A 26,486-nucleotide genomic window follows, 5' to 3' on the forward strand; every position below is an offset into this window, starting at 1 on the left:
AAGGCCAAAGCCATGTCTAAGGAGGGCCCGCTCTATGTGTATGACCTCGACTATAACGACGGCGCCGACCGGTTCGTGATGAAAGTCGACCTCAGCAAACCGAAGGGCGAGCGGGTAGTGGACTTCTCGCCTGCCCGCACGACGCTGAAGGGCGATACGGCGAAAAAGGCTGACAAACTGGTCGCGAGCGCGGCCGGCGATATCTGGTGCAGCAGCTTCGCCGCGAATATCCCGGCGGATGCCAAGCGGACATCGGAAACCGGGCAGACCGCCACGTTCAGCTTCACGCCCCTGCCCGGCGAGCAGAAAGGCCAGGCCGCGAGCGCCTACAAGTTCCTCGACGCCACGGCGGTGATCGACAAGGCCACCGGCGGCATCCTGTCCTATGAAATGGCCGCGCCGAAGGCGTTCAAGCCGGCGCCGGTCGCCAAGGTCGACCGGTTGAATCTGAAGGTTGCCTGCAAGCCTCTTCCGGACGGGCGCACGCACATCACCTCCTTCGCTTTCGACCTCAAAGGCTCGGCGATGATGAAGTCGCTGGACCAGATGGAGACGCGCCGCATCACCAACGTGAAGGCGCTGACGGCTTCTGGCTTCGGGGCGCCCTAGCCGCGCAGGCACGCTCAGCTTGCGTTCACCCTCGGCATTTCACAACTTGAACACCCTGATCGTTGCCTTCTAGAGGTGGGGCTGGAAATACCGATTTGGGGGAGACCTGGGATGTCCTTGTTCGTTCGTATGCGCGCGGCCGCGCTATCTGTCGTTCTGGCGGTATCGCCCTCCTTTCAGGTGATCGCGGAGCCCGCCCCGCCGGCGCCCGCGCTGCTCTCGACCGACAGCCTGATGGCGCGCCTCGAAGCGCGGCCCGCCGCGCGCGGCTCCATCTTCGATATTGAGCAACTCAATTCCGCGCTCGCCGGTATGGCGCGCATTTCCTATGCGGCGTCCGGAACAGATCCGGGCACCGGCGCGGCGCGCCTGTCGGGCCTCAGCGTCGAGATCCTCGGCGATGACCCGATGACCCTGTTTACGGCTGACGAACTCCTCGTCTGGAACGCCGATACCAGCGCGCTGGTGTCGCGCCTGTCGGGCCAGCGCCTCGGCGAGACGGTTCGCCTGTTTGACCGGATGGAGATCTCCGGCATCAAACTGGACCTGACAGACTATTCCAACGCGGTCGGTGACGCGGTGACGCCAGCCATGCCGGATGCCGGGGCCGGAGCCGCGTCGCCGGACATCATCTACAGCGATGCCAAAATGAGCGTCGGACGGATGATCTTCAACGGCTTCACGCTGCACCCCTGGACCCACACTGAGGTCGAAGACCAGGAGGACGGCCTCGCCGCGATCCGCCTGCTTTCTGCCCTGGCGCGCAGCTTCTCACTGGAAAGCAGCGCCCTGGTTGACACCTCAATCAGTCAGACGGTGACCGAGAGCGGCGCGGCCGGCACAGTGGTGGCTCGCTATCCCCGGCAGATCATTGAAGGCTATGACCGCGGCGACATCGCTTCGGCGATCCAGAGCGGCGCGGTCTTTTCCGGCACTGTCGCGGTGGCGGCAATGGACGCAGCGGCAGACGGTCCCACTGCCCCGGCAGGTGCCATAGAGATATCGGGCGGGCTGGACTACGGCGCCTGGACGGGCCTGAAGTTCAGCAAGCTGCTGGAATACGGCGAGCGGGGCGAGATGCCCCCGATCACCGAGCGCAAACTCTGGAGCTTCGGCACTTATTCGCTGGCCGGCATGAGCTTCGATTTCGGCGGCAAGCCAGTGATGGAAATCGGCCGTCTCGACATTTCCGCCGACCAGTTCGTCTGGTTCCTGCCGGAGCGCATCCTGGTCAAGCACGAGGATGCGGCCTTCGATTTTTCCGAGATCATGAAATGGGCCGCCGAGATCGATCTCGAAATGACTGCGACCGCCGAGGGCGAGCCGAGCCTCGTGGAGATCATCGGCATCATGGACCGCACAGGGCTTGGCAAACTATCCGGCGATGGAAGCTTCCTGCTCAGCTGGGACAGCGAAACAGGCGAGGCCCTGATCGAAGGCAGCAGTATCTCAGATGGTCTCTATACGGATGATATCCGCTTCGACATACGCCTGCCCACCTATGCCGATCTCGTCCCCGCCTTCGGCATTGATGGCTGGTCGCCGGACAACGCCTTGCTGCGCGACATCTTCACATCACGCTTCGCCTTCTCCGGCGGCCACTACAGCCTGACCGATACCGGCCTCCTGGACGCGGTCGCGGGACTGACCATCGAGATCGCCAAGATCAGCGGCGAGAGCGATCCAATGCTGGGCAATTTCGCCAACTCGACGCCGGAGACCGTGCGGATGTTTGCTTCCGGCATGCTGATGTTCGCCAGCGGCGCGGTAAGTCAGGAATTGCCGCAGGCGACGGGCTGGATTTCCAGCCTGTCGAAGTTCATTATCTCGGGCGGCACATTCGAAGTGAAACTCGCGCCGGAGCGCGCCCTGGCCGCCGCGGACCTCGCGCCGGACGAAACCGCCGGCATGGCCGAAGCGCCGGGTCCGGCCGAACTCGTCGCCCTGCTCGGCGTGTCGATGACGCACACGCCGCCCGCCGCTGGCGAGACGGCGGCAGGCTCGCCCTGACCTCGTCCGCCTAAGGGCTTAGCGCTGGATCAGTTTTCGGCGGCCACGCTCTTCAGCGGCGGCGGCCTCCGCTGCGCTGGCGGCCTCGCTGGCAGCCCTATCTAACGCACGCGAGGCATCCGCCGCGTTGAGTGCAACCACGAGGTCTGCCGTGAAGCGGTTGATGTCGAATTGCGCGCCGCCGATCATGTCAAAGCCCTGGCGCACGATCACGGTGTTAAGTGCCGGGATGATGACGATGTACTGGCCCCGGTTGCCGGCGGCGTAGTAAGTGTCTTCCGGCACGCCGGCAGACGCATTCATCAGCCAGAATTGCGCGCCATAGCCCGGGCCGCTGGCTGGCTGCGCCGGAGCGGGTGTACGGACGAACTGCACCCAGCCCTCCGGCAGCAGGCGCTGATTGCCCCACATTCCGTCCTGCAGGTGAAGCTGGCCAATTCGGGCCAGGTCGCGGCCCGTCGCCCAGACCTGGCTGGAGGAGATGAAATCTCCGTTCCAGTCGATTTCCAGCGTCGTGCGCATTGCGCCGATTTTGTGCAGCAACGATTCATACGGGAACCGGTGGAACTTGTTGTCGTCCTTCATCGCCTCGCGCAGGCCGCGCATTGCGATCAGCGTGTCATTGTTTGCATACTTGAACCGCGCGCCGGGTTTCACTTCCAGCGAGTTCCTGGCTGCTGCATCGACGGTGAGTGCACCGGCGAAATACAGGCGGTCGGTGCGCGACCCCGTGGTCCCGCTGTCGAGCCCGCTCGCCATGTGCAAGAGATTGCGCAGGGTGATCTTGCGGCGCGGATCAGCGCCCCTGTTCCATTCGGAAATCACGGCCGGATAGTCGATGTCGACAAGGCCCTGACGGCGCGCCGCGCCGATCAGCGTAGCGGTCAGCGATTTGGCTGCGGACCAGGTGCGCACCGGCGTCTCGTGGTCGATGCCCCGGTCATAGCGCTCCGCCACGACCTGCCCGTCGCGCACGACGATCACCGAAGCGGTGCGCGTGCCGCCGCCATAGGTGAACTCGTCAAACGCCGCCGAGACCGGCGCGTCGAGGCGCTCGGCTTCCTCGATCTTCAGCTCGATCCTGACGTTCGAGCCGATGGCGCTGCCCCGGTCCTGCTCCGGGGGCGTCGGCCAGGAGGCAAAGCGCGGCAGAAAGCCGAGCGCCTCCTCCTCGGCGCCCACCGGCAACTGCGTGCAGCCGAAGCCGGGGCGATAGGCGGCCATGCGCGGCGGCATAGACGGCGCATAGGTCACCGACACCAGCTTGCGCGTCTCGTCGATTACGGCGGCCGGAAGCGCATCATAGCTACGCTGATAGTCCGGGTAGATGCCGGAGAGTTCGTTGCGCTCAATTTCCTGCAGGGTCTGGCCCGCGACGAAAAGGCCGGAGCAGGTGAACGTGGCCTTCCAGCCGGCCGACAGGGCCGATTGCAGCTCGTCTGTCGTGCCACCTTCCTGGGCGGCGGACATCAGGCAGGGAAGGCTGAGGGTGAGGGCAACGGCGGCCGCGCGAAGGGTACGCATCGTGTCATGTCTCCGGTGTTTACGGGCAGGATAGGCGCCGCATCCCTTGGGGCAACCCCGCCGCCACAGTTTCCCGAAGCTTAATGGCCGCCGCCTTGACCCCGCCCCGGCGGCCAGCCTTAATACAACGGACTTTCAGAAGGGAAGCTGAGTTCCATGAAACGCGTTCATCTGCTGGCTGCGGCCAGTTTTGCTGCCCTTCTGCCCGCCTGCGATCTGGTGCGCCTGCCCGGCGCCGGCGAAGCGGTGGAGGTTGCGGCGCCGGCAGCGGCGAACGAGACGGCCGAGCCTGCCGCCGAGCCAGCAGTGATGGAGCCGATCTCCGGCACGATCGAGCCACCGGAAGGCGAAACACCCACGGTTGACCGCGATGCGCCGGAACCCGGCAGCGACGCCGCCGTGCTGGCCGATCCTGCCGGTATGGCTGCGATCGGCGCAGCGGCCGTCCGTCCGTCCCTCGCGCTTCTCAACGCGGCCCGCTGCGCGCTTCCCGAGGGCGCCGCTCCGACGCCGACCGTGGCCTCGGTGGCCGGCGCCACGCAGCTGGACGAGCCGGTCGCCGGCATCCAGGTGGTCAACGCGCTCGCCGCTCCGCTCGCGGCCTTCCCCGGCATCGTCAAGCTGGAACCGCGCCGCACTGAACCCACCGGCACCGTCGCCAGCGGCCATTGCAGCGCAGTGCGCATCCGGGCCAACTGGTTCCTGACAGCGGCACACTGTGTCGACCAGCCGTATGATGAACTGCGCGTGATCGGCGACGCGGCCAACCTGCGCAGCCCGGCAGCCCGTATAACCGCCGCCTCGTCCGCCATCTGCCATGGCGGTTATCTGGGTACGGACAATGCCTATTCTAACGACATTGCCTTGCTGCGCCTCTCGCCGGAACAGGCCTCCGAGCTTGCCAGCGTGCCGGTTGCCCGGACAAGCGCAACCGCGAAGCCGCTGGCGCCCGCCAATTACCCCACCGGCGAGATGGCCGGATGGGGCCTTACGCAATTCAGCGGACACCTGTCGAACGACCTCCTGATGTCGGCGCTCAAGATCACGGCGGTTGGCCCGGCCGCTATCGCGGTCGCCAGCCATGGCGGCGCCGGTCCCTGCATCGGCGACTCGGGCGGCCCGCTCTATGTCTCCAAGGCTGACGGCACCAAAACCGTTGTCGGCATTCTGTCCGTGGTCGAACAGAACCGCGCGACCGGCCAGTTCTGCGCCGGCGAATACAACGGACGCTTCACCAACCTGCAGGGCTATACTGGCTGGATCGATGCGGTCATCGCCTTCTGCGAGGCTCAGCCGGACGCCTGCAACTAGGCCGGCCCGAAAAGGATCGCCATGACCCGCGCGCTGCCCTGGCTGATCCTGCTGTTCGGCATCCTGCAACCGCTGTCCGGCGCGCTCGCCCCGCTCGGCATCGGCACTCCGATCGGCGCCGATACCGCCAGTACCGATGCCCCGGAGCAGCCTCTGCCGGCTTTCTTCGCGATCTGGGGCCTGATCTTTCTCGCCTATGCCGGGTTCGGCCTTGCGGGCATCCTTCGCCCGGCCGCCTGGTATGCGCGTGTCGGCTGGCCGATGCTGGTCGCAGGCGCAGCGAATGTCGTCTGGATGCTGAGCGCCCAGCTGATCGTCTCCCAGCCGCTGAACTTCCTGCTGCTGGCGCCGATCTTCGCCGCCGCCTGGAAGGCGGCCTCGCGCGCCGAAAGCCTGCGGGATTTCGAGGCGGGCAGGCTGACCTTCCGCCTCGCCGACGCCGCCTCCGGCCTGCTTGCCGGATGGATCGGCGTGGCGACCGCCATCTCGGTGCCGCTGACGATCCGCACGTTCACGGGCCTTGCCCCGACCGACCTGCCATGGCCGATGTTCTGGACTACCTTCGCCGTCGCCGCCATCGCCGCCGCCCTCTTCGCCTCGCGCATCAGCCGCAGCCTCTGGTTTTTCGCCGCGCTTGGCTGGGGCCTTCTCGGCGTCGTGCTCAACAACTGGCTGCGCACCGAGATGCACCTGATCGCCATCATGGCGGCGCTGGGCACTGCGACAATCCTGCTGGTGCGGGTGACGCGGCCGCCGAAGCGCTCTAGATCAGCGTCATGACCGAATTCACGATCCCCATGCCCGCCGCGCTCCTCCTTGGCCTTGACACTTCGACCTGGCCCGCCTGGCTGGCCACCATCTGGCCGAACCTGGTGAAGTGGGGCCTCGTCCTCGTGTCGGTGGCGTTGATCTGGCTGGTCTCCTCGCTGCTGCGCTGGGTGATCTTGTTCATCGGCAAACGCATGACGCCGAAGGACCAGGAGTTCACAAGCACTTCATGGGACCTTGCCGCCTCCACGGCTCGGTTCTTTGCCTTCATCCTTATGATGCCACTGCCACTCGGCGTTGCGGGCTATGACTGGCGCAGCCTCGTCAACGAGCGCGGACCCGGCGCCATCGGCGCCGTGATGATCCTGGTGATCGCCTTCGTGGTCGCCAATGCCGTGTCGCGCTCGCTGCGCCGCTTCGGCGCGCAGGCGCAGGCCCATTCCGGCGCCGACGATACGCTGATCGCCTTCTCCGCCTCGCTGATCAAGTACATCATCTTCGCGATCGCCATCGTCTTCGCGCTGTCGCAGCTCGGGTTTCCGGCCGCCTCGCTGGCCGCCGTGCTGGGCGCCGCCGGTCTCGCCATCGGCCTTGCGCTTCAGGATACGCTGAAATCGGTGGCCGCCGGTGTCATGCTCGCCATCTTCCGGCCGTTCCGGATCGGTGATTTCGTGACGCTCGCCGGGCTCGACGGCACCGTCACCGACATCACGCCCTTCACCACCTCGATGCGCCAAATTGACAACAAGATCGTCTCGATCACCAATGATAAGGTCTGGGGCTCACCGCTGGTCAATCATACGCGCGAACCGCGCCGCCGCCTCGACCTCTTCTTTACGGTCTCCTATGACGATGATCTCGACAAGGCGCTGGAGGTGATGATCACGACCGCCGACGCGCACCCAGCCGTGCTGAAGCATCTCGGCACATGGGCGGGTGTGCACAATCTTGCCGACTGGTCGATCGAACTGCGCCTGCGGGCCTGGGTCGCGACGCCGGATTTCGTGCAGGTAAAGGCGGACCTCATCAAGGTTATCAAGCAGGCCTTCGACGCGCAGGGCATCACCATCCCGTTCCCGACGCAGGTCGAGTATGCTTACGAGGGCAAGCAGAAGCCGCCGCCGAAGGCACCGGATTTCAGCCAGCACGGCACGGTGCGCGGATACCCCACAAGCGACGATGAATGACACCCCTCCCCGCCCGGAAGACGTTCCGCCCGCCGCGCTGCCGGTGGCAGTCCCGTCCGAGACCCTGCCTCGCAAACCCTTCGTCGCGCGCGCTTTCAGCCTGAGCATCGGGCAGGCGCTGCGCCTGTTCGTTATCAGCACGCTGGTCGGCTTTTTCGTCCTCGCCTTCGACTATGCGCCGGGCGCCACCACATTCGATATCGGCGGGGCTTTCACTGCGATCATCCACCGCGCCTTCACCGCCATCGGCTGGGCGCTCGAAAGCTTCTGGAAGCCAGCGCTCGCAGGCGCGGTCGTCGTGCTGCCCATCTGGGCCATCTGGCGGCTCGCGCGGATGCCCTTCCGCAAGTGATCTAGGCGACCGGCAGCGGCGGCTCCGTCAGCTTCAGCAACTGCTTGCCGAGGTTCTTGCCCTCGAACAGGCGGCGCAACGTCGCCGGGCAATTCTCGAACCCGTGCTGCACATCCTCCAGCGTCTTCAGCTTGCCCTCGGCGATCAGCTTCGACAGCGCTGCCACACCTTCGCCCCAGCGCGGCGCATAGTCGAGGATGATGAAGCCCTCCATCCGCGCGCGCATCACAGTCAGCTGCATATAGCTGCGAAGGCCCTGCATCTGGCTGAGGTCTTCGGCATTGTAGGACGAGATACCGCCGCACAGGACGATCCGTGCCCGGAGGGCCAGGTTCATCAGCGCAGCTTCAAGGATATCGCCGCCGACATTCTCGAACACCACATTGACGCCTTTCGGCGCGTGCGCCTTGATTACGGCGGCGACATTCTCGCGCTTGTAGTCGATGCAATAGTCAGCGCCTGCAACTTCCGTCACCCAGCGGCACTTGTCCGGCCCGCCGGCAATGCCAATGACCTTGCAACCGAGTGCCCGCGCCACCTGCACGACCACCGAACCCGTCGCGCCGGCCGCGCCGGAGACCAGTACCGTGTCGCCCGCCTTGGGCTGGCCCACATCCGTGAACCCGAACCAGGCCGTCAGCCCGGTCACGCCGAACACGCCGAGGGCCTGTTCCGGCGTGATGCCCTTGCGCACCGGCGCCACAGGCCCTGTCTCGGTCATGCCCCTGGTGACCACATATTCCTGCCAGCCGAAGGTACCCTGAACCATCTGCCCCGGCTGGAAGTCCGGATGGTTCGACCTGATGACCTGCCCGACCGCGCCCGCACGCACCGGCGCGCCGATCTTCACCGCCGGCAGATAGGTATCCGCCGCGAGCCAGCCGCGCTGGGTTGGGTCAAACGACAGGTCGGTCACCCGCACCAGGAATTCGCCCTCGCCGGGTTGCGGCACCGGGCCCTCGTCGAGCCGGAAATCAGAATCCTTGATATTGCCCTGCGGCCGCTTCTCCAGCAGCCAGCGCCGATTGGTCTCAGCCATCGTTTCCTCCCATGGTTATTGCGCGAGCATGCGCCAAACACCGGCCAAGGCAAGCAGCGACGCTAGGACACCGGTTTCCAGATTTGCGTCTGGCAGACCGGGCCAACGCAGCCTTTGACTTCAAGCGAGCCGTCCGTCAGCCGTTTCAGGCGCGAATCATAGGTCTTGTGTTCCATCGGGTCGTGGATCTTGCCGCCGCGCCAGTCCCTGGCCTTGCGATCAAACCCCTGCAGCAGCCTGTAGCCGAGAATCTTCTCGCCCTTGTCATTGGTGATCTCGTTAGCTGTCTGTCCCGGCGGCAGGTCTTCGGCCTTGATCCAGACGATCTTTCCGCAAGGCGAGCCGTTGCCGCAATCGGAAATCTGGACGTGGGAGTCGCCCTCAGGCAGCACGAATTTGCCAAACACATCGAATGGATCGGCCGACGCTGTGCCGCAAAATGCTGACGCGAGGGCAGCCGAAAGGATCATTCGTTTCATGGATGTCTCCGCAGAAAGACGCATTATAGGTGAATCACATAGATCGTCGACAGGGAGAGACCAATGGACACTTCAAAACTCATGTTCAAGGACGGCCTGATGAAGGGCGAACGCATCCTCGTCACGGGCGGCGGCACCGGCCTTGGCAAGGAAATGGCCGAAGGGTTTCTGAAACTCGGCGCCGAAGTCCACATTTGCGGCCGGCGCGGCGGCGTGTGCGAGGAGACGGCTGGCGAACTGATGGGCAAGCATGGTGGCAAAGTCGTGCCCCACGCCTGCGACATCCGCGTCGCCCAGGCGATCACGGACATGAACGACGAGATCTGGGCGAAGCACGGCCCCCTGACCGGCCTCATCAACAACGCCGCCGGCAACTTCATCAGCCGCACGGAAGACCTCTCGATCCGCGGCTTCGATGCCATCTCCAACATCGTCTTCCGCGGCACGTTCTACATGACGCAGGACATCGGCAAGCGCTGGATCAAGGACAAGCAGCGCGGCAGCGTCTGCTCCATCCTCACCACCTGGATCTGGAACGGCGGCCCGTTTGTCGTGCCTTCCGCCATGTCGAAAGCCGCCGTCAACACGATGACGCAATCCCTCGCCGTCGAGTGGGGCCGCTATGACCTGCGCTTCAACGCCATCGCCCCCGGCCCCTTTCCGACCGAGGGCATGTCGAAACGCCTCTCGCCTGACGCCGACGGCGCCGAGCGGATGGAACGCGGCGTTGCCAACCCCATGGGCCGCGTCGGCGAGATGCACGAACTGGTCAACCTCGCCGTGCTGCTGATGGCGCCCGGCGCCGAATACATCAACGGTCAGACCATCGCCATCGACGGCGCCATGTACAACGCCTCCGGCGGCAACTTCGCCATGCTCACCGCCTGGGGCGACGAGCAATGGGAAGCTGCCCGCAACGCCATCGAAGCCACGAACGCACAGGACAAGGCGAAACGAACCGTATAAGCAGGTTGCCGCTCCGCCCTCTGCAAACGAGGGCGGCGGCCAGCTTGGCGGGGGTAGGGCATGCAGGAACAGAACCGGGATATGTTCCCAACGCCGGCGATGCTTGAGCGTTTCCCCAACATCACGCCCCTCCTGAAGAACGAAGCCGTCGAGACCGCGTTCATGCGCCATGAGGCGCTATCGGTCTCGGGCAAGAAGTGGTTCCATCTGCTCGGTCTGATCTCGATGGTGCTGATCGCCGGCAGCGCCATCTACACCATCGCCGAGGCGCTCCTCTTCAAGGGTGCCAGTAACCAGGTCGTCAGCATCCTCGCCGCCATGGCCGCCGCAGCGGGCATCACCGCGCAGATCTATTCGCTGGTCGCGCAGGTGAAGAGCCGCTGGCTCGTCAACCGGTTTGCCTGCGAGCGCCTGCGCTCGATCAAGTTCCAGATGTATGCCCTCGCCGCCACCGCGCGCGACGAAGCCGAGCTTGCCGTCCGCGCGCGCCAACTGACGGCGGTCGAACTCGCCCGGCTCGAAAGCGAACTGAATATGGGCATCTCGATCTTTGAGGCGTTCGTCCCAGAGAAGTGCGTAATCGTCCCGGCGCCCGGCCCCGGCCCGGCCAATCCCGACATCACCGGCGAGGCGATGACCGCTTTCCGCGAACTGCGCCTGCTCTATCAGGACCGATATGCCGCCGCCGAGTTGCACCGACTGCGCGAGAACCGCCGCATCTTCCACTCGGCGGCGGACATTCTTTACTTCTCCGGCGCCTGCCTCGTGCTCCTTTCGCTGATCGCCAAGACCGTGCCGGGTGTCGAGATCAGCGCCTGGGTCGATTTCCTCGCGACTTCGGCCTTCGTGCTGTCGATTTCGAAAACCGTGCTCGACAGCACCTCGCTGACCGATCCTTCAGCCGCGCGCTTCGTGCGCTACCGCGAAGACATCTCGGAAGTCGAACGCCGCATTGAGCGCGGCGGCATGCTCGACGAAGTGGTACCCCAGATGGAGCGGATCGCGCTCGGCGAGCTTGAGGAGTTCTGCGACGCGTCGAAGTCGATCAACTACCGGCTCTGATCACATCACGATCGCAACCTTGCCGACAACCTCCCGCGAACGCATCATCTCGAAGGCGCGGCGCCAGCCTGCCAATGGCACTTCGGCATGGATGCGCGGATGTACCCTGCCCTCTTGCGCCCATTTCCAGATCGCTGCCGAGTTCTCGCGGCCCCGCTCCGGAAACTGACGGCCATACTCGCCGGCCCGCACGCCGACTACGGAGAAGCCCTTGATCAACGGCATGTTGACGGTCACAGATGGTATCCGCCCTGACGTGAAGCCGATGATCAGCAGGCGGCCGTCGAAGGCGATGCAGCGCACACTCTCGTCGAACACGTCACCGCCGACGGGGTCGTAGATCACGTCGGCGCCGCGCCCGCCGGTGAGTTCCTTCACCGCCTCTCGGAACCCCTTGTCGGGCAGCACATGATCGGCGCCGTACTCGGCGAGGATCTTGCGCTTGGCTTCGGACGCCGAGGTCGCGATCACCTTTGCACCGAGCAGCCGCCCCGCATCCACGGCCGCAAGACCCACGCCGCCGCTCGCGCCGTGCACTAACAATGTCTCGCCGGGCTGCAGGTTTCCGCGCCGCACCAGCGCGACATAAGCCGTCAGATAAGCGGCGCCGTAAGACGCGGCAGCCGCAAAGCTGATCGCCTCCGGCTTCCTGCGCAGCCCCGCCGCCGGCACGACGGCGCATTCCGCAAAGGCCCCGATCCGGTTGCCGCCGACGACTGCGTCGCCCACGGCAAATCCACTGACCCCGGCTCCCAGCGCGTCCACGGCGCCGGAAAATTCCATGCCCAGCACGAAAGGCAGCTCCGGTTTCAGCTGGTACTTGCCTTCGGTCATCAGCAGGTCCGGGAAGTTCAGGCTGGCCGCCTTGATCCGGACACGGACTTCGCCGGGGCCTGGCTCCGGCAGGTCCCGCTCTTCCAGCGCCACACCGGCATAGTCAGGCGCAAGCGCCGAGCAGACGAGCGCTTTCATGCCGGCACCCGCGCCGCCTTTGCGAACATGTCGTGCACCATTTCGGCAATCTCCTTGCAGGCTGCGCGCGAACCGGGAGAGATATAGGTGAACGCGGTGAAGGCATGCGCCAGCGCGTCGTATCGCTTGTGCATCACTGGCACACCGGCTGACTTCAGACGCGCCGCATACTCGTCACCCTCGTCCGACAGCGGATCATGCCCGGCGGTGATCACCACCGCCGGCGGCAGGCCGGAGAGGTCCGTCTCCTGGCCCGGCGAGACACGCAGGTCGCGGTGATCCAAGCCTTCCGGCAGGTATTGTTTCATGAACCAGTCCATCGTGTCCTGGCTCAGGGAAAAGGTCTTTGAGAAGGCTTTCTTCGACGGATAATCCCGGGAGATATCGATGGCAGGATAGATCAGCAGCTGGAAAGCCGGGAGGGGACCGCCCTCGCGTTTCATCTGCTGGCTGATGATAGCAGAAAAATTACCGCCCATGCTGTCGCCGCCGACCGCCGCCTTGCCGGGCAGCGCGCCGAACTGGGCGGCCCGTTCGACCGCCCAGCGATAGGCTGCGATACAATCGTTCAGGCCCGCCGGGAAAATGTGCTGCGGCGCCAGCCGGTAGTCTACCGACAGGACCGGTGCCTGCGCGCCCTGTGCCAGCAGGGTGCACCAGAAATGACAGGTGTCGAGATCACCGACAACACCGCCGCCCATGTGAAAATAGACGATGACCGGATGGCGCGGGTCCTGCGAAGTCGGCCGGTACAAGCGCGCCGGGATCGTGTTTCCGTCCGGACCCGGAATATTAACGGCCGCAAAACTGGTGGTCATGCCCGGGAGGTCGGCCAGCAGTGCAAACTGCGCCTTCACGCCTTCCTGAACAGCCTCGGCCGGCAGGCTGGACAGGGGCGGCGCAGTGCGTCCGGTCCAGGCGATCATCTGCAACTGCGGCTCCAGTGTGCGTCCTCCCACGGTCAGGGGCGAGCCTCCCGAAATGCGGACGATCAGGCTGCCGGACAGGTTCGAAAAAGTCTTGGCAAGGACGCGCTGCAAGCTCATGGCGGCAAATTTCCTGTAGTCTCGGAAACTGGATGATGGGCCGCTTTCAGTGCGCCGCCAAGGGGTGTCGCGGGGGGAGTTTCGGAAGGCTAGTCCCGGCGCTGCATCATCGCCCGGCCGCCCGCCAGCACGAGGCCTGACGCAAACCTGGTCGCGCCCTCCACATCCACGGGGCGGCGCTGCAGCATGCAGTCGCCCATCTCGCGCGCAATGCCGATGGCGGCGGCGGTCAGATACTCCAGGTCGAGGCCGGCTGCTGTTTCGCCCGCCAGGGTCTTCTCGAGGTCGGCCCGGATTTCCTCGGCCACGGCCAGCATTTCCGGCGTATCGACACGCACGCCCATCAGCGCCAGGTGGGGCGCGCCGGCCTTGATGGCCTCTTCGTTCTCGCGGGCGATGAAGCTGAAATAGGCGCGGAAAGCGTGCTCGATATAGTCTTCCAGAGAATTGGACCGCGCCCGCACCTCCGACAGGTGCGCCCGGAACCGGTGGGTCGAGTCCTCGGCGATCGCCTGGAACACTTCTTCCTTGGACTTGAAGTAATTGTAGAAGGTACCCGAGGCGAGGTTCGTTTCGCGGATGATGTCGCGCACCGTGGTGGCCTCATAGCCGATCAGCGCGAATACCCGCCGCGCCGCGGTGAGTATGGCCCGGCGGTTTGCCGCCTTGGTATTTGCGCGTTTGCCGCTGGTGGCTGTGTCTGCCCCGGTATCTGCCATTTGGTATTGCCCTGTACGCGCTCCGGTTTTCACCCTGCACGAGGCGTCACGAGGCGTCAACTTTGTAATGTCACGTAATATCTTCCGGCTTGCGGCCGGGCCTGCCCTTGTAAGGCGGGAAGGACCAGCCGAATTTCATTGCCCCGCCCCGGATGGCGAACGCTGCCAGTGCGGCCGGCAGCGCCGCCGCCATCACCGGCAGGCCCGCCATCGCGAGGCCCGTATAGGCCGCCGCGCCTGCCAGCGCCGCCGTGATGTAGATTTCCCGTTGCAGCAGGATGTTTGGCTCGCCGGCCATCTGGTCGCGCAGGATTCCGCCGAAACTCGCCGTGATCACTCCCATCACCACCGCAATCACCGGCGAACCGGTCACGCTGTAGGCCTTCCAGGCGCCGAAAACACAATAGGCCGCCAGCCCCGCGGCATCGAGCCAGAGCAGAAGCTTGTAGCGCGACTCGAACAGGTGGGCCGTGAAGTAGACGAGCACCGCTGTCACCACGCAGATCAGCAGGTAGTCGGGGTTAACCACCCAGAACACCGGCACATCAAGGATCAGGTCGCGCACCGTGCCGCCGCCGATGCCGGTGACCGACGCGAAAAACAGGAAACCGATAATGTCGACCTGCTTGCGCGACGCCGCCAGCGCGCCGGTCGCGGCGAATACGGCAATGCCGGCATAGTCGAGGATTAGGATCGTGTTCATGGCTGCTAATCTCATGGACCGCGGCGCCCGTGAAGCTTCGCAGGCGCATGGGTGAGCTGACCTCGGGCCTCTTAGGCCCACCCGGTGGCGGCATGGCCCCTCCCGGCCAGCGCATTTCCTCAACCCCCGAAAAATCGCGGTTGAGATTCCCCAAGCATTTCTATTTATCTGGATATATGGAAATAAAAGCCGCCGTCTAGCAACTCTCCGCCCTCGCCCAGGAAGGCCGTCTCGCGGTGTTCCGCCTGCTCGTCCGCGCCGGCCATGAAGGCCTGCCGGCGGGCGAGATCGCTGCCGCCCTCGGCACGGTGCAGAACACGCTTTGCGCGCAGCTCACCCTCCTCTCGCAGGCCGGCCTCGTGCGCAGCGAGCGGCGAGGGCGTTCCATCGCCTACTTCGCCAGCTACGATACCATCAGTGATCTGATCATCTACCTGATGGAGGACTGCTGCCAGGGCCGCGCCGAGATCCACGAGCCCGTGCTTGTTGCTGCCAGAACGTCCGCCTGTTGCGGATCCTGATTTATGCGCCCCCCCTGAAAGAACCCCTCCCATGAAACGCCTGCATGTCCATGTCGCCGCCGATGACCTCGTCCAGGCGACCCGGTTCTGCTCGACCCTGTTTGCTGCAGGCCCGGCCGTCACCAAGCCCGACGATGCGGAATTGATGCTCGACGATCCGCGCCTTAACTTCGCGATCAGCGCACGCGGCGCCAGGCCCGGCGTTGAGCATCTCGCCATCCAGGCCGATACGGATGACGAACTGCGCGAAGTTCATGCGCGCCTTAAATCCGCCGATGCGCCGGTGCTCGTGGAAGGGGCGACGACCTGTTGCTACGCCCAATCCGCGAAGAGCTGGATCAATGATCCGGCGGGGGTCGCCTGGGAAGTCTTCCACACAACCGGCGAGAGCGCCGTATATGGCGGCGGCCCGGTCACGGAGGATGCGCGCCTCGCCTCGACGCCCACCGGCATGGCGATCCCGGCGCCTGCGGCTGCGGCCCTGCGCGCCTGCTGCGGCTGACCCATTGCGGAGCCGCTCCGGCGGCACTGCCCCTCACGCATCATCATCCAGAACACTGGCCACCGCCTCAACCCGCGCATCCCGTTTGCGCCGGCGCAGCACGGTCAGTACCACGCCGAACACCACACGGATGAGGATCAGCAGCAGCACACCCAGCAGCGGCTCGTTCAGCGCGAAGGCAAGGCCTGCTCCGAGGATGATCGCCACGTGGAGCGTCACGATACGCCCATAGGGCTGGAACATCTGCGCACCCGGATTACTGGTCCGGTATTCACCGCGCCCGAAATAATCGATGGCGAGGAAGGCGAGGTTCACCAGCACGATCGCGCCGACGAACCAGAGCATCTCCGGCGCCGTACCGGCCGCCCAGGCGATCAGCCCCTGCGGACCGGGCAGGTCTCCGCCGTCGGCTTCAAAGGCATGCAGAAATACTCCGTGTACGTAGCAAAATATACCGTAGTGGACGAAAAAAAACGGGCCCATGAACAGCGCCGCAGCAAGGTTCAGAAGGTTCCCGATGGCGGAGCCGAGCATGCGGGCGATGGTGAACAGCCCGATGACGAGATTCTCGAGCCAGTAGAGCGCAACCAGCGGGGTAGCGCTCCAGCCGAAGGCAATCACCGCGATGACCGGCACCAGGTCGACCGCGAGGCTGGCCCAGGACAGGGGATCGCGGTAGGCGCGGGCGACCTCGAACGGGTCGATGAAGCGCGACGTCATTCGGCGAGCCTGCCGGTGATCTTCGGGATATCGGCGTCCACCGAAGCATAGACAACATTGCGGCCCGGCGACCATTCGCCCTTCGCGAAATATTCGGACGTCATCGTCATCGTGCCCTCGGGCGTCAGCCGCCCGGTGGAGCGCACGCGCGTGATCGTGTCATGCCCGGTCACCGCTTCTTCGGCAGTCCAGCTGCCGTCATCGCCGAGTACGAAGGTGCCGGTCGTATGGAAGCCGGCGCTGGTGACATAGACATAGTCGAGGCTGCCGGTCTGGCCGTTCTCGTAGACATAGGTGACGCCGCCGTAGGAGCGGTCTTCGAGGGCATGGCGGTTGACCATCACGCGGCCGCCGAGGTCCCAGCTCCAGGCCGAGATGTCGGCCGGGCCGGTCTCGCCTTCGGCGACCGGCTCGCTGCGCCAGGTCTTGCCGACGAGGCCGGTGAGCGCGCCGAAGCTACCCGCCTGCGCCGCGGTCGGTGCGCCATAGGCCGGCGCCCGGTCCGGGAAGCAGGCGCAGGCCGCCAGCAGGCCGGCAGAGGCCAGCGTCAGGGCCAGTGTCAGGGCAAGGCGCCGGGCGTCAGCAAGTGTGCGGCGATGCATCAGTAAATTCCTTCCCGCGGTTCAATAGCCCAGATAATCGTAGGCTGGGAAGGCAAAAGGATCGTTGGGCGTGAGGCCCTTGGAGCCGCGGGAATTGCTGTAGTCGCCGGTCAGCAGCTCGAAATGAAGGTGCGGGGCTTCGGCATTGCCAGTGGCGCCCATCTGCCCTACCGGCTGGCCGAAGCCGATGGCGCCGCCAAGGGTCAGGCCGGGGTCAAAGCTGTCGAGGTGGGCATAGCGGGTGTAGACGCCGTGGCCATGGTCGATAAGGACCTGCAATCCGTAGCCGGAGGAGTTGCGGGCCTCGATCACCCGGCCGGGTGCCGCCGCATGTATCGTGCCGGGCGGGCGGCTGGCCAGGTCGATGCCCTCGTGCATGCGGCTGCCTCGCAGGCCGAAGCCGGAGGAGAGGCAGACATCATTGACCGGAGCGGTGACCACGACCACCTGCCCGACCAGGATCACCGGCTTATAACCGGTGATCCATCGCTCGCTGTCATGGGCGGGCGCATTCGAGACACCCATGCCGGGACACAGGCGCAGATAGGCATTCGGCTGGAACGGACCCTGCGGCGGATTGCGGATATCGCCCGGCGGGCCGTAATCCACCGGGGGGCCATAGACGATCACGGGTGCCGGCTGCGACGCGCAGGCGCCCAGCATCAGCAGTGCCACCAGCAGCCACCCGACGCGTTGCTTCACACGCTGACCTTCACCCGCTTTGCGCCGCGCTCAACCTCCTTCATCAGGTCCTTGCAGTAGGCGAAGAAATCGACCTGCATGCGGTGGCGCGGGCTGTCATAGAAGTGGCCGAGATAGGTCTCTTCATCTTCATCTGTGACCCGGCGCATTTCGTCCGCAGGCGGAAAGGCATAGCGGCCCGTCAGCGCGGCAACGACGAGTTTCGATTGCTGCTCGGCAAAGTTCACCAGCGTTGGCAGCGGCTGGGCGAGGCCAAGGAAAAACAGCGTCTCCCGGCCCGGCTGGACCATGCGCTTATAGAGCGGGAAGACGTTGTCTTTCGGGGTCAGTTCGTCCTGCTTGAAAAACGGGAAGGACGTGTTGTAGCCAGTGGCCCAGACGATGGCATCAACCTTCTCGCGCGTGCCGTCAGTGAAGATGACGAAGTCTTCGTCGAGGCGTTCGATGCCGGGCTTTGGCGTGATGTCGCCGCAGCCAACGCGCGTCAGGAACTCTCCGGACACGGAGGGGTGGCCGTCCAGTGGCTCATGGTCCGGCTTCGGTAAGCCGTAATCTTCCATATTGCCGATAGTCTTCTTGATACTCGCCTTGGCCAGTGCACGGCCGATTTTCGGCGGCATCCATGGCGGCAGCACGGCCTTGTCGGCCGGCTTGCCGGCCATGTATTTCGGCAACACCCAGACGCCGCGCCGCATCGAGATGAACAGTTTCTCCGCCAGCGGGCGCTGGGAAAGCTCGGAGGAAATATCCATCGCCGAGTTGCCGGCGCCGACGATCATCACGCGCTTGCCGCGGAAGTCATACGGCGTGAAGGGATCGCGGTAATGGTGCGAATGGACCTGATAGCCATTGAACGTGCCTGGATATATCGCCATCCGCGCGTCCCAGTGGTGTCCGTTGGCGACGCAGACGGCGTCGTACTCGCGCGTCTCGCCGGTCGACAACGTCACGAGGTAGCGCCCGCCCGGCAGGTCGGCGACGTCCTCAACGGCCGTGTTGAAGGTGATCGTCTCGCGCAGGCCGAAATGATCGACATAATCATTGAAATACTGGCAGAGCTGCGCGTGGTGCGGGAAGTCTGGCCAGTCTGCGGGCACGCGATAGTCTTCGAAGGCAAGGCGCCATTTCGAGGTGTCGATGTGCAGCGACTGGTAACAGGACGAGACCCCGTTGGGGTTGTTGTAATACCAGTTGCCGCCGACATTGTCGGACTTCTCGAAACAGTCATAGGGTAGCCCGAGATCCTGCAGGCGCTTGGCCATCGTGAACCCCGAGCAGCCTGCCCCGATGATGCAGGTTTTAGGCTTTGCCGCTGCGTCAAAGGCCATGGTGGTCTCTCCTTACCTTGCGCGAACCCGTTTCCACGGGTCCCGCGTGATGTTATCCGGCTTCAATTGGGCGTCAAACACGAAAGCGGACCGCACTGCATGAGCGAAGATAAGCCGGAAGTGCCTGACATGGCCGCTCTGATGATGCAGAGCGCGCAGGTGATGAGCCAAGTGGTGCCGTGGGGGAATGAGGTCAACTTTCAGGTCACGAACATCGAGCGCGGGCACGTCTGGGGTCGCCAGCCCTGGCATGAGAAGCTGGTGGGCGACCCGGAAACCGGCGTGATCCATGGCGGCGTGATCACGACCTTCCTCGACAATCTCTGCGGCATGGCCTGCACCTCGGCAATGACCGAAATGCGCTTTGTCGCCACCATCGACCTGCGCATCGACTATATGCGCCCCGCCGATGCGCGCCGCGACATCATCGGCGAGGCCGAATGCTATCATGTGACGCGCACGGTCTGTTTCACCCGGGCCTGGGCCTATCACGAGACGCGCGACAAGCTGATCGCGACAGCGGCCGGAACCTTTGCCATCAACAAGCCGCGCCTCGGCAGCAAGCGGAGCAAGCCATGAACCCGGAACTGACAAATCCGCGTGCAGACGAAATCGATGCGATCCTGAAGCGCATCCCGTTTGCGCAGACCCTCGGCATGCGCTGCGAGGTGCTGGGCGACGAGATGACAGCGATCCTGCCCTTCCAGGAGAAACTTATCGGGAATATCGCGATCCGGGCGCTGCATGGCGGGGCGATTGCGTCCTTCCTGGAGCTGACGGCAATGCTGCAGGTCTTCCTCGTGTCCGACAAGCCGCGCCCGCCGCGGCCCATGAACATCACGGTGGACTATCTGCGGCAAGGCCATGCGAAGGACCTGTATGCGCGCGCTTATGTGATGAAGCTCGGCCGCCGGATGGCGTCGGTGCGGGCTGAGGCATGGCAGGAGAACCGGGCGGATCCGGTGTCGGCGATCGTGGCGCATTTCATGGTGGCGGAGGATTAGGGCCGAAGAGATGTGCCGGACCTTCCTGAGCCGTCCGGGTAAGGATGGGTTTGAGCCTGCGCGGCGATGGCTTCCTTTTGACCGGAAGAAGAATGGGCCTGGCTATGGACGCGCCACATTTGCCGCACCTGCACCTCAAGCGAGCTGCGATACCGGCGCGTTTCACCGGGCCAACCGGACGGTACGGTGCGGCGCCCGGCAGGCAGATCGGGAGAAATTACGCCGGCGGCGCACGCAGCCCGATTGAGACGGCGCAGGGTTTTTTGAGCTTGCGGGCCGGCGTTCGCCGATCCGGGCGCAGGAGATCTGGCGGAAGTGATTGTTCTGTATGGTTTTCGGGGTCCCCTTCGTCGCTTTCGGCGAAACCCGGATGATGGCAATCCATGTTCGTGACGCGTAGCAGAGGGACGCGCGATCTGGGCGCAGGCCGGGGGTCTGTGTCCTAGATGCCGGATTTTCCGGTGCCCCCAGCAGCGTGAGGGTCTTGCTCTGACGGCGACCGGCGCTACCGCGCCGCGTACGTTGGCCGGAGGGCGGCTCAAACGGAGTTCGCAGCGCTCCATGTGGGCCGGGCGGAGTAGATCAAGCTCTTCCTAATTCTCGGACGGAAAGGCCCGGGCGACGCGCTGGTTCCATTCATAGAGGGCAGGCCAGTTCCCACCTTCGTTGGACATCAGGCCAAGGCGAACGATGACAAGATCCCGGCTGGGGACGATCCAGATCGTCTGGCCTTCATGGCCCCCGGCGTGAAAAGCGTCACGCGGCTCGGAGTCCGCATTCTGCCTGTGCGTGAGCGGACCTTTTTCTGGAATGATCCACCAGCCCGCGCCATAGACGTTGGTATTGGTGGCCGGGCCAGGGGCGCGCGCGAAATCAACCCATCCTTCGGGCAGAACCCGCGTTCCTTCCCACACGCCATCACGCAGGTAGAGGTAGCCGAACTTTGCGAAGTCGCGCGCGCTGGCCCAGACCAGTGAGCCGCCGAGATAGGTTCCCTTGGGATCGAACTCGACGACCGTGTCCATGCCGATCTGGTCAAACAGGATCCGGTCGAACGCATCCTTGGTCTCCTGCGGCTTGCCTTCAGTTCCCAATGTAACCTGCAAGGCCCGTCCAATCATGTGGAATGTAGGCGTGGAATAGGTCCAGTAGGTGCCGGGCACATGCAGGAGCGGAAAGGCACGCATCGCATAGCCAAGAGCATCGAACCGTCCGTCCCCGTACATCAGCTGTACGACATCGCTTTTCACCGGGTTCGGGTCGCCGTCGAGTTCGTGATAGTCAAGCCCGTCTACAGCATAGAGCCACTGGCGCCAGGTAATCGCGGCCTCTTTGCTGGCGGGCGTGTAGGGCGATGGCATAGGGGCGTCGAGCTGTATGTCCGCACCCTCAGTGATGGCAGCGCCCACCAGGGCCTGCGTGACCGATTTCGCCATGCTCCACGAGATTTGCCTTGTTTCATTTGTAAAGTGTTTTCCATAGGCTTCGGCAACAAGCCTGCCGCGCCAGACAATGACGAGGCCGCGCGTCTCGCCCATCACGTCTTTCGCCGTCTTGCCCATCGCTTCGGCGACGAGATCCTCGACGGCGCCCTTCGAACCCTGCGGCAGCTCCCCGCTCGCCCAGCCTGACGTGGGAAAGGCCAGGCCTTCGGGCTGCGCCGGTAGCGGCGCCAGACCTTGCGCACCAACGCTGAAAACCCACGCCGAGGCTGCTGCAAGCGCTCCAAGAATCTTTGACTTCACGCTGGCGCACTCCCCCGTTTTGGCTATGCTTTGACAAAAGCTGTTGTGGACCGGGATATGAAGCTCGTCAAAGCCTTCGGTATTGGGATTTTTGTGCTCGGCCTTGTGAGCGGGCTGGCTTGGCAATTCTTCCTCAAGGATCAGATCGCCTTTGCCCGGATCGCCAGCGCTTATGGCGCCAAGATGGTTTGCTCATGCCGTTTCGTTGCTGGGCGTCCAATGGAGAGCTGCCTCACAGACTTCACTGCAGACCTCAGTCAGATTACGTTCAAAGAACAAGGCGATACCGTCCGTGCCAGCGTGCTCGGCGGCCTCATCTCCTCACAGGCCCGCAACACGGGCCATCAAACCGGCTGCACAATGGTTGACAAATGAAACAGATACTCATCGCCTTCTCGCTACTGGCCAGCTCAGCTGCGCTCGCACCTGCCGCGCATGCCGATGAGGGGTTGAAATGGATGACCGGGTGCTGGCGCACGCAGGATAAGACCTACAAGGAAGTCTGGTCGAAACCGGAATCCGGGTTCCTGTTCGGGTATGCGATGACCTTTGACGAAACGGGCGCGCTGACTTTATTCGAGCAGAGCCGCATCGATGGCGGCGCGCCGGCCGTTTTCAACGCTTATCCCAGCGGGTTCGGGCCTTCGGAATTTACAGAGGAGAGCCGCGGCAAGAGCACCGTGACGTTCGCGAACGCTGCTCATGATTACCCGCAGCGCATCGTCTACACCCGCAAGGGCAGCCGCATGAGCGCCACGATCTCACTGATGAACGGCGCGCGTTCGGTCAGTTGGGAATTTCGCAAATGCTAGGCTGAGAGCCTTCCCTATTCTTCTGAAACCGGCTCATCTTCTTCAACGACGGGCAGGCCGCCGAAGCGGCCTGACCAGGCTTCAGTGAGGATGGGGGCGAGGTCTGCGGCGGCAATAGTGGCGTAGTAGGAACCCTCAGCATATGAGCCGATGTCATACGGTGAGAACATCACGCTGATGCCGCCCGCCTTGCCAGTTTCTGTGGATGGCTCCAGCACGAAACGGCCCGCATATACTTCCGGGATCTCCGCAGACGGAACAAGTATCTCGCGCAGGCTGGATTCGATGGAGGCTGTTTCGGACGGCTCGAAACCGTGTTCGATCTTTTCCTCCACGAGGGCCTTGATGACGAGTTCGTTGAACGCGGCGGGATCGGCAATGAAGGTGGAGAGTGCAAGGCCCCCCTCCTCGCCCTGGCGGTAGACGCCGCCGCCGAGGAAATAGTTCGGATGGGCGCCGCCGGTATAAGTGCCGACGAAATCACTGACCGAGATCACGTCATCGAAGACGCCGGTGGCCTTGTGGGTGATGTCCAGCGTGTAGCCCCTGAACCACGACATGCTGCCGGTTTCGGCAGCATCTTCGTCCGCCATCTCGCGCCCCTCGTCTGCCGATGCAGCCAGCGCATCAAGCTCCGCCCTGGCATGAGCCCAGAGACGCCAGGCCAGGGCCGGATCGAACGCGAGGATCGCGGGGTCGATCTCGGCGGCGGCCTCGTAGTTGTCGCTTTTGAGCGTGGTGGAGAGTTCGAAGCCTTCCGGTGCGGCCGGCGCAGCCGCAGCGCCGGCGACATCCACGGCCGGGTCCGTTGCGGCGGCCGTGCCGGCCGTTTCCGGCGTGCAGGAGGCAAGGATCAGGGTTGCGAGGGAGGCGGCAGCGAGACGGCGGATCATGGGGGCGTATCTTTCTAGAGGCTGAGCAGTTCGGCGTCGCCGCCCTGGGCGGTGATGTTGACACTTACCACCCGTTCGGTGGCGAAACGATGGAGATAGTGCGGGCCGCCTGCTTTGGGGCCAGTACCGGACAGACCTTCGCCGCCAAAGGGTTGCACGCCCACGACGGCGCCGATCATCGAGCGGTTCACATAGGTGTTGCCGGCAGGCATTGCGGCCCGGACGGCGGCGTGGAAGCTTTCGAGACGCGAGTGAATGCCGAGCGTGAGGCCGTAGCCCTTGGCATGCAGCGCGGCGCCGGTAGCCGCAATGTTATCGGGATCATAGCGCAGGATATGCAACACTGGTCCGAAAGTTTCCTCCACGATCTGATCGAGGGAGGAGAGCTCCACGAGGGCCGGGCCGAAACCAGTGCCTTTGGTTGCCAGCGCGCCGGGATCGATCTGATGGAGGAGTTTCGCCTCCCCTTTCATGCGGGCAAGGTGTTTCTCCAGCAGGCCGCGCGTTTCGGCATCGATGACCGGGCCGGTATCAGTGTCCGGCAGGGCAGGATCGCCGAGCTTCAACTCATTCATGGCACCGATCAGCCCTTCGATCAGGGTGTCGGCGGTAGCGTTCGGCAGGAAGGCGAGACGCAGGGCCGAGCAGCGCTGGCCGGCGGAGCCGAAGGCAGAGGTAATCATGTCATCGATGACCTGTTCGCGCAGGGCTGTCGTGTCGACGAAGAGGCCGTTCAGGCCGCCGGTTTCGGCGATGAGCGGGATGATGGGACCGTCCCTTCCCGCGAGCGTGCGGTTGATCAGGCGGGCGGTGGAGGTGCCGCCGGTGAAGCAGACGCCGGAGATGCGCAGATCTGAGGTAAGCCGCGCGCCAACGGTTTCGCCGCGCCCTGGCAGAAGGTGGAGCACGTGCACTGGAAGGCCCGCCTTGTGGAAGAGGCGGACGGCTTCGAAGGCGATCAGGGGCGTCTGCTCGGCGGGCTTGGCGGCGACCGTGTTGCCGGCGGCGAGAGCGGCGACAACCTGCCCGGTGAAGATGGCGAGGGGGAAGTTCCATGGGGAGATGCAGCAGAAGACACCGCGGCCATGGAGGGAAAGATGGTTGGTCTCGCCGGTCGGGCCCGGGAGGCGGACGGGCGCGGCAAACTCCTCCGCAGCCTGATGGGCGTAGTAGCGGCAGAAATCGACCGCCTCGCGCACTTCGGCGATACCGTCAGGCAGCGTCTTGCCGGCCTCACGCGCCATGATGGCGGTGAGCCGGGGCGCTTCAGCTTCCATCGCGTCGGCCATGGCGTGCAGGTATTCGGCGCGTTTGGCGCCGCCGAGGCGGTCCCAGGCTGGCTGGTAGCCTGCTGCGGCATCGAGGGCGGCGTTTATGGCGGCGTCGTCGGCTTCCAGGACGGTGCCGAGTGCGCGGGAATGGTCGGCGGGCCCGCGGACCAACTCGCCGCCGCCGGTGATCGCAGCGCCCGAGACGATGGGGCCGGCGGAGATGGCGGGGTTGTCGTCCAAGGACTTCACGGCGGCCGCGAACGTGCCACGCACACCCGACTGGCTGAGATCGTGGCCGAGGGAGTTCCTCCGTGCACTGCCATAAATTCGGGGCGGCGTGGGGATGCGCGGATGGTGGCGCGGGCCAATTTCGACCTTGGCAATGGGATCGGTGACGACCTGTTCGGGCGGTACGGCGTCATCGAGGAAGGAATGGACGAAGCTGGTATTGGCGCCGTTTTCGAGGAGGCGGCGGACGAGATAGGGCAGCAGGTCTTCGTGGGCGCCGACGGGGGCGTAGACGCGCACACGCGTTCCCGCCTCGGCAGCCTCGTAGAGCGGCTCGCCCATGCCATGCAGGCGCTGGAACTCGAAGTCCGAAACACCGGCGGCGCCGGCAAGCAGGTCGACGGCAGCGAGCGTGTGGGCGTTGTGCGTAGCAAAGCACGGATAAATAGCGGGCGCGGCGGCGAGCATGGCGCGCGCGCAGGCGAGGTAGTGAACGTCGGTGCCCTGTTTAGTCGTGAATACCGGGAAGTTCGGATAGCCTTCGACCTGGGCATTCTTGATTTCGCTATCCCAGTAGGCGCCCTTGACGAGACGGACCATGAAGCGGCGGCCGGTGACATTCGCCAGCGTGCCGAGACGGTCGATTACGGCGAGCGCGCGCTTCTGATAGGCCTGCACGGCAAGGCCGAGGCCGGTCCAGCCTTCCAGTGACGGCTCGCGGACGAGTTTTTCGAAAATCCTGAGGCTGATGACGAGGCGGTGGGCTTCCTCGGCATCAAGGCAGAGGCCGATATTCGCCTTCGCGGCCTGCTGGCAGAGGGCGAGGACTTTCGGATAGAGCTCTGCCATCACACGCGCTTCCTTCACGGCGAGATAGCGCGGGTGAAGAGCCGAGAGTTTGACTGAGACGCCGTTAGCGGCTTCGGGGGGGAGTTTTGCGTCCTTGTCGGCGGCGACGGCGCCAATGGCATCTTCATAAGCCTTGAAGTAGCGGGCGGCGTCGGCTTCAGTGCGGGCGCCCTCCCCCAGCATGTCGAAGGAGAAGTGTGCAGCCTCGCCGGACTTGACCATGCGGCGGGCGCGCTTTAGGGCTTCCTCGACCGTCCGTCCAAGGACGAATTGTTCGCCCATGATGCGCATGGCCTGCATCATTGATGCGCGGATGACCGGCTCGCCGCTCTGGCGGATGAGGCCGCCTACGAATGCGGCGGGACCTTTCTTCGCGGTTTCCGGCGCGCCGATTACGCGGCCGGTGAGCATCAGGCCCCAGGTGGAAGCATTGACGAGCCAGCTGTCCGACTGGCCCTGGTGAGCGCCCCAGTTGCCGGAGCGGATCTTCTCGGCGATCAGGTCATCGCGGGTGGCTGCGTCGGGCACGCGCAGCAGCGCCTCGGCGAGGCACATCAGGGCG

Annotated in this window: 27 protein-coding genes and 1 pseudogene; 14 read left to right on the plus strand and 14 right to left on the minus strand. The window is 64.6% G+C overall.

Annotated features, from left to right (window positions below; translation table 11 throughout):
• A partial coding sequence (locus WEA77_RS06680) for a hypothetical protein (RefSeq protein WP_368067091.1) occupies nucleotides 1-609 on the plus strand: 609 nt, incomplete at its 5' end.
• Nucleotides 610-720: 111 nt separating this feature from the next.
• Nucleotides 721-2,619, plus strand: a complete 1,899-nt coding sequence (locus WEA77_RS06685) for a hypothetical protein (RefSeq protein WP_368067093.1) — start codon at nucleotides 721-723, stop codon at nucleotides 2,617-2,619.
• An 18-nt stretch (nucleotides 2,620-2,637) separates the two neighbouring features.
• Here the strand turns inward: WEA77_RS06685 and WEA77_RS06690 are convergent, their stop codons facing one another.
• Complete coding sequence (locus WEA77_RS06690; protein WP_368067094.1) at nucleotides 2,638-4,143, minus strand: serine hydrolase domain-containing protein; 1,506 nt, start codon at nucleotides 4,141-4,143, stop codon at nucleotides 2,638-2,640.
• A 156-nt stretch (nucleotides 4,144-4,299) separates the two neighbouring features.
• Here WEA77_RS06690 and WEA77_RS06695 point away from each other — a divergent pair, with 156 nt between their 5' ends.
• The 4 genes from WEA77_RS06695 to WEA77_RS06710 are packed head-to-tail and all read left to right on the plus strand — an operon-like array spanning nucleotide 4,300 to nucleotide 7,761.
• A complete protein-coding gene (locus WEA77_RS06695) occupies nucleotides 4,300-5,454 on the plus strand; it encodes a trypsin-like serine protease (RefSeq protein WP_368067095.1) in 1,155 nt (384 codons plus the stop codon).
• Nucleotides 5,455-5,475: 21 nt separating this feature from the next.
• Entirely contained in the window at nucleotides 5,476-6,234 is a 759-nt protein-coding gene (locus WEA77_RS06700) for a hypothetical protein (RefSeq protein WP_368067096.1), read from the plus strand.
• Nucleotides 6,231-7,409, plus strand: a complete 1,179-nt coding sequence (locus WEA77_RS06705) for a mechanosensitive ion channel family protein (RefSeq protein WP_368067097.1) — start codon at nucleotides 6,231-6,233, stop codon at nucleotides 7,407-7,409. Before WEA77_RS06700 ends, WEA77_RS06705 begins: the two co-directional genes overlap by 4 nt.
• Nucleotides 7,402-7,761: a hypothetical protein gene (locus WEA77_RS06710; protein WP_368067098.1), complete on the plus strand. Its 360-nt coding sequence runs from the start codon at nucleotides 7,402-7,404 to the stop codon at nucleotides 7,759-7,761. The genes WEA77_RS06705 and WEA77_RS06710 overlap by 8 nt, the downstream gene beginning before the upstream one ends.
• A gap of 1 nt (nucleotide 7,762) precedes the next feature.
• On the opposite strand, the gene WEA77_RS06715 is transcribed toward WEA77_RS06710, so the two are convergent.
• Complete coding sequence (locus WEA77_RS06715) at nucleotides 7,763-8,800, minus strand: NADP-dependent oxidoreductase (RefSeq protein WP_368067099.1); 1,038 nt, start codon at nucleotides 8,798-8,800, stop codon at nucleotides 7,763-7,765.
• Nucleotides 8,801-8,862: 62 nt separating this feature from the next.
• Complete coding sequence (locus tag WEA77_RS06720) at nucleotides 8,863-9,279, minus strand: DUF2147 domain-containing protein (RefSeq protein WP_368067100.1); 417 nt, start codon at nucleotides 9,277-9,279, stop codon at nucleotides 8,863-8,865.
• Between the two features lie 63 nt (nucleotides 9,280-9,342).
• Here WEA77_RS06720 and WEA77_RS06725 point away from each other — a divergent pair, with 63 nt between their 5' ends.
• Both WEA77_RS06725 and WEA77_RS06730 read left to right on the plus strand, forming a co-directional pair.
• Nucleotides 9,343-10,245 carry an SDR family oxidoreductase gene (locus WEA77_RS06725; RefSeq protein ID WP_368067101.1) on the plus strand — a complete coding sequence of 301 codons (903 nt, stop codon included), beginning with the start codon at nucleotides 9,343-9,345 and terminating at the stop codon, nucleotides 10,243-10,245.
• An 81-nt stretch (nucleotides 10,246-10,326) separates the two neighbouring features.
• The gene (locus WEA77_RS06730) at nucleotides 10,327-11,307 is read left to right on the plus strand and encodes a hypothetical protein (protein WP_368067102.1); all 981 of its coding nucleotides are present in this window, start codon (nucleotides 10,327-10,329) and stop codon (nucleotides 11,305-11,307) included.
• Here WEA77_RS06730 and WEA77_RS06735 read toward each other — a convergent pair whose 3' ends face one another.
• The 4 genes from WEA77_RS06735 to WEA77_RS06750 all read right to left on the minus strand — a co-directional run bounded on the left by WEA77_RS06735 (nucleotide 11,308) and on the right by WEA77_RS06750 (nucleotide 14,747).
• Nucleotides 11,308-12,279 (minus strand): NADPH:quinone oxidoreductase family protein, encoded by a 972-nt coding sequence (locus tag WEA77_RS06735; RefSeq protein WP_368067103.1) that lies wholly within the window; start codon nucleotides 12,277-12,279, stop codon nucleotides 11,308-11,310.
• Entirely contained in the window at nucleotides 12,276-13,325 is a 1,050-nt protein-coding gene (locus WEA77_RS06740; protein ID WP_368067104.1) for an alpha/beta hydrolase, read from the minus strand. The genes WEA77_RS06735 and WEA77_RS06740 overlap by 4 nt, the downstream gene beginning before the upstream one ends.
• Before the next feature lie 89 nt (nucleotides 13,326-13,414).
• Nucleotides 13,415-14,044, minus strand: coding sequence for a TetR/AcrR family transcriptional regulator (locus WEA77_RS06745; protein ID WP_368067105.1), 630 nt, complete (start codon nucleotides 14,042-14,044; stop codon nucleotides 13,415-13,417).
• A gap of 70 nt (nucleotides 14,045-14,114) precedes the next feature.
• Nucleotides 14,115-14,747: a trimeric intracellular cation channel family protein gene (locus WEA77_RS06750; RefSeq protein WP_368067106.1), complete on the minus strand. Its 633-nt coding sequence runs from the start codon at nucleotides 14,745-14,747 to the stop codon at nucleotides 14,115-14,117.
• 176 nt (nucleotides 14,748-14,923) lie between these two features.
• On the opposite strand from WEA77_RS06750, the pseudogene WEA77_RS06755 reads away from it, so the two are divergent.
• Nucleotides 14,924-15,268: pseudogene (locus WEA77_RS06755) on the plus strand (ArsR/SmtB family transcription factor).
• Between the two features lie 31 nt (nucleotides 15,269-15,299).
• A complete protein-coding gene (locus WEA77_RS06760) occupies nucleotides 15,300-15,770 on the plus strand; it encodes a VOC family protein (protein WP_368067107.1) in 471 nt (156 codons plus the stop codon).
• A 33-nt stretch (nucleotides 15,771-15,803) separates the two neighbouring features.
• Here WEA77_RS06760 and WEA77_RS06765 read toward each other — a convergent pair whose 3' ends face one another.
• From WEA77_RS06765 to WEA77_RS06780, 4 genes are read right to left on the minus strand one after another with little or no spacing between them, the layout of a single operon-like run.
• Nucleotides 15,804-16,490, minus strand: a complete 687-nt coding sequence (locus tag WEA77_RS06765; RefSeq protein WP_368067108.1) for a DUF6498-containing protein — start codon at nucleotides 16,488-16,490, stop codon at nucleotides 15,804-15,806.
• A complete protein-coding gene (locus tag WEA77_RS06770) occupies nucleotides 16,487-17,092 on the minus strand; it encodes a hypothetical protein (protein ID WP_368067109.1) in 606 nt (201 codons plus the stop codon). Before WEA77_RS06770 ends, WEA77_RS06765 begins: the two co-directional genes overlap by 4 nt.
• A gap of 21 nt (nucleotides 17,093-17,113) precedes the next feature.
• Nucleotides 17,114-17,794, minus strand: coding sequence for a M23 family metallopeptidase (locus tag WEA77_RS06775; RefSeq protein WP_368067110.1), 681 nt, complete (start codon nucleotides 17,792-17,794; stop codon nucleotides 17,114-17,116).
• Nucleotides 17,791-19,122 carry a flavin-containing monooxygenase gene (locus WEA77_RS06780; protein ID WP_368067111.1) on the minus strand — a complete coding sequence of 444 codons (1,332 nt, stop codon included), beginning with the start codon at nucleotides 19,120-19,122 and terminating at the stop codon, nucleotides 17,791-17,793. The genes WEA77_RS06775 and WEA77_RS06780 overlap by 4 nt, the downstream gene beginning before the upstream one ends.
• Before the next feature lie 99 nt (nucleotides 19,123-19,221).
• Between WEA77_RS06780 and WEA77_RS06785 the strand changes: the two genes are divergently transcribed.
• Both WEA77_RS06785 and WEA77_RS06790 read left to right on the plus strand, forming a co-directional pair.
• A complete protein-coding gene (locus WEA77_RS06785; RefSeq protein ID WP_368067112.1) occupies nucleotides 19,222-19,701 on the plus strand; it encodes a PaaI family thioesterase in 480 nt (159 codons plus the stop codon).
• Nucleotides 19,698-20,126: a PaaI family thioesterase gene (locus WEA77_RS06790; RefSeq protein WP_368067113.1), complete on the plus strand. Its 429-nt coding sequence runs from the start codon at nucleotides 19,698-19,700 to the stop codon at nucleotides 20,124-20,126. The genes WEA77_RS06785 and WEA77_RS06790 overlap by 4 nt, the downstream gene beginning before the upstream one ends.
• A 593-nt stretch (nucleotides 20,127-20,719) precedes the next feature.
• Here WEA77_RS06790 and WEA77_RS06795 read toward each other — a convergent pair.
• Nucleotides 20,720-21,871 (minus strand): serine hydrolase domain-containing protein, encoded by a 1,152-nt coding sequence (locus WEA77_RS06795; protein WP_368067114.1) that lies wholly within the window; start codon nucleotides 21,869-21,871, stop codon nucleotides 20,720-20,722.
• 57 nt (nucleotides 21,872-21,928) lie between these two features.
• Here WEA77_RS06795 and WEA77_RS06800 point away from each other — a divergent pair, with 57 nt between their 5' ends.
• Together WEA77_RS06800 and WEA77_RS06805 are read left to right on the plus strand one after the other, a co-directional pair.
• Nucleotides 21,929-22,246, plus strand: coding sequence for a hypothetical protein (locus WEA77_RS06800; RefSeq protein ID WP_368067115.1), 318 nt, complete (start codon nucleotides 21,929-21,931; stop codon nucleotides 22,244-22,246).
• Nucleotides 22,243-22,683: a DUF6265 family protein gene (locus tag WEA77_RS06805; RefSeq protein WP_368067116.1), complete on the plus strand. Its 441-nt coding sequence runs from the start codon at nucleotides 22,243-22,245 to the stop codon at nucleotides 22,681-22,683. Before WEA77_RS06800 ends, WEA77_RS06805 begins: the two co-directional genes overlap by 4 nt.
• A 14-nt stretch (nucleotides 22,684-22,697) precedes the next feature.
• Here the strand turns inward: WEA77_RS06805 and WEA77_RS06810 are convergent, their stop codons facing one another.
• Together WEA77_RS06810 and putA are read right to left on the minus strand one after the other, a co-directional pair.
• Entirely contained in the window at nucleotides 22,698-23,576 is an 879-nt protein-coding gene (locus WEA77_RS06810; protein ID WP_368067117.1) for a hypothetical protein, read from the minus strand.
• A gap of 14 nt (nucleotides 23,577-23,590) precedes the next feature.
• Nucleotides 23,591-26,486: bifunctional proline dehydrogenase/L-glutamate gamma-semialdehyde dehydrogenase PutA (putA, locus tag WEA77_RS06815; protein WP_368067118.1), on the minus strand; the 2,896-nt coding region annotated here is incomplete at its 5' end.

This window comes from Hyphomonas sp., from assembly GCF_040882205.1.
Classification (GTDB): domain Bacteria; phylum Pseudomonadota; class Alphaproteobacteria; order Caulobacterales; family Hyphomonadaceae; genus Hyphomonas.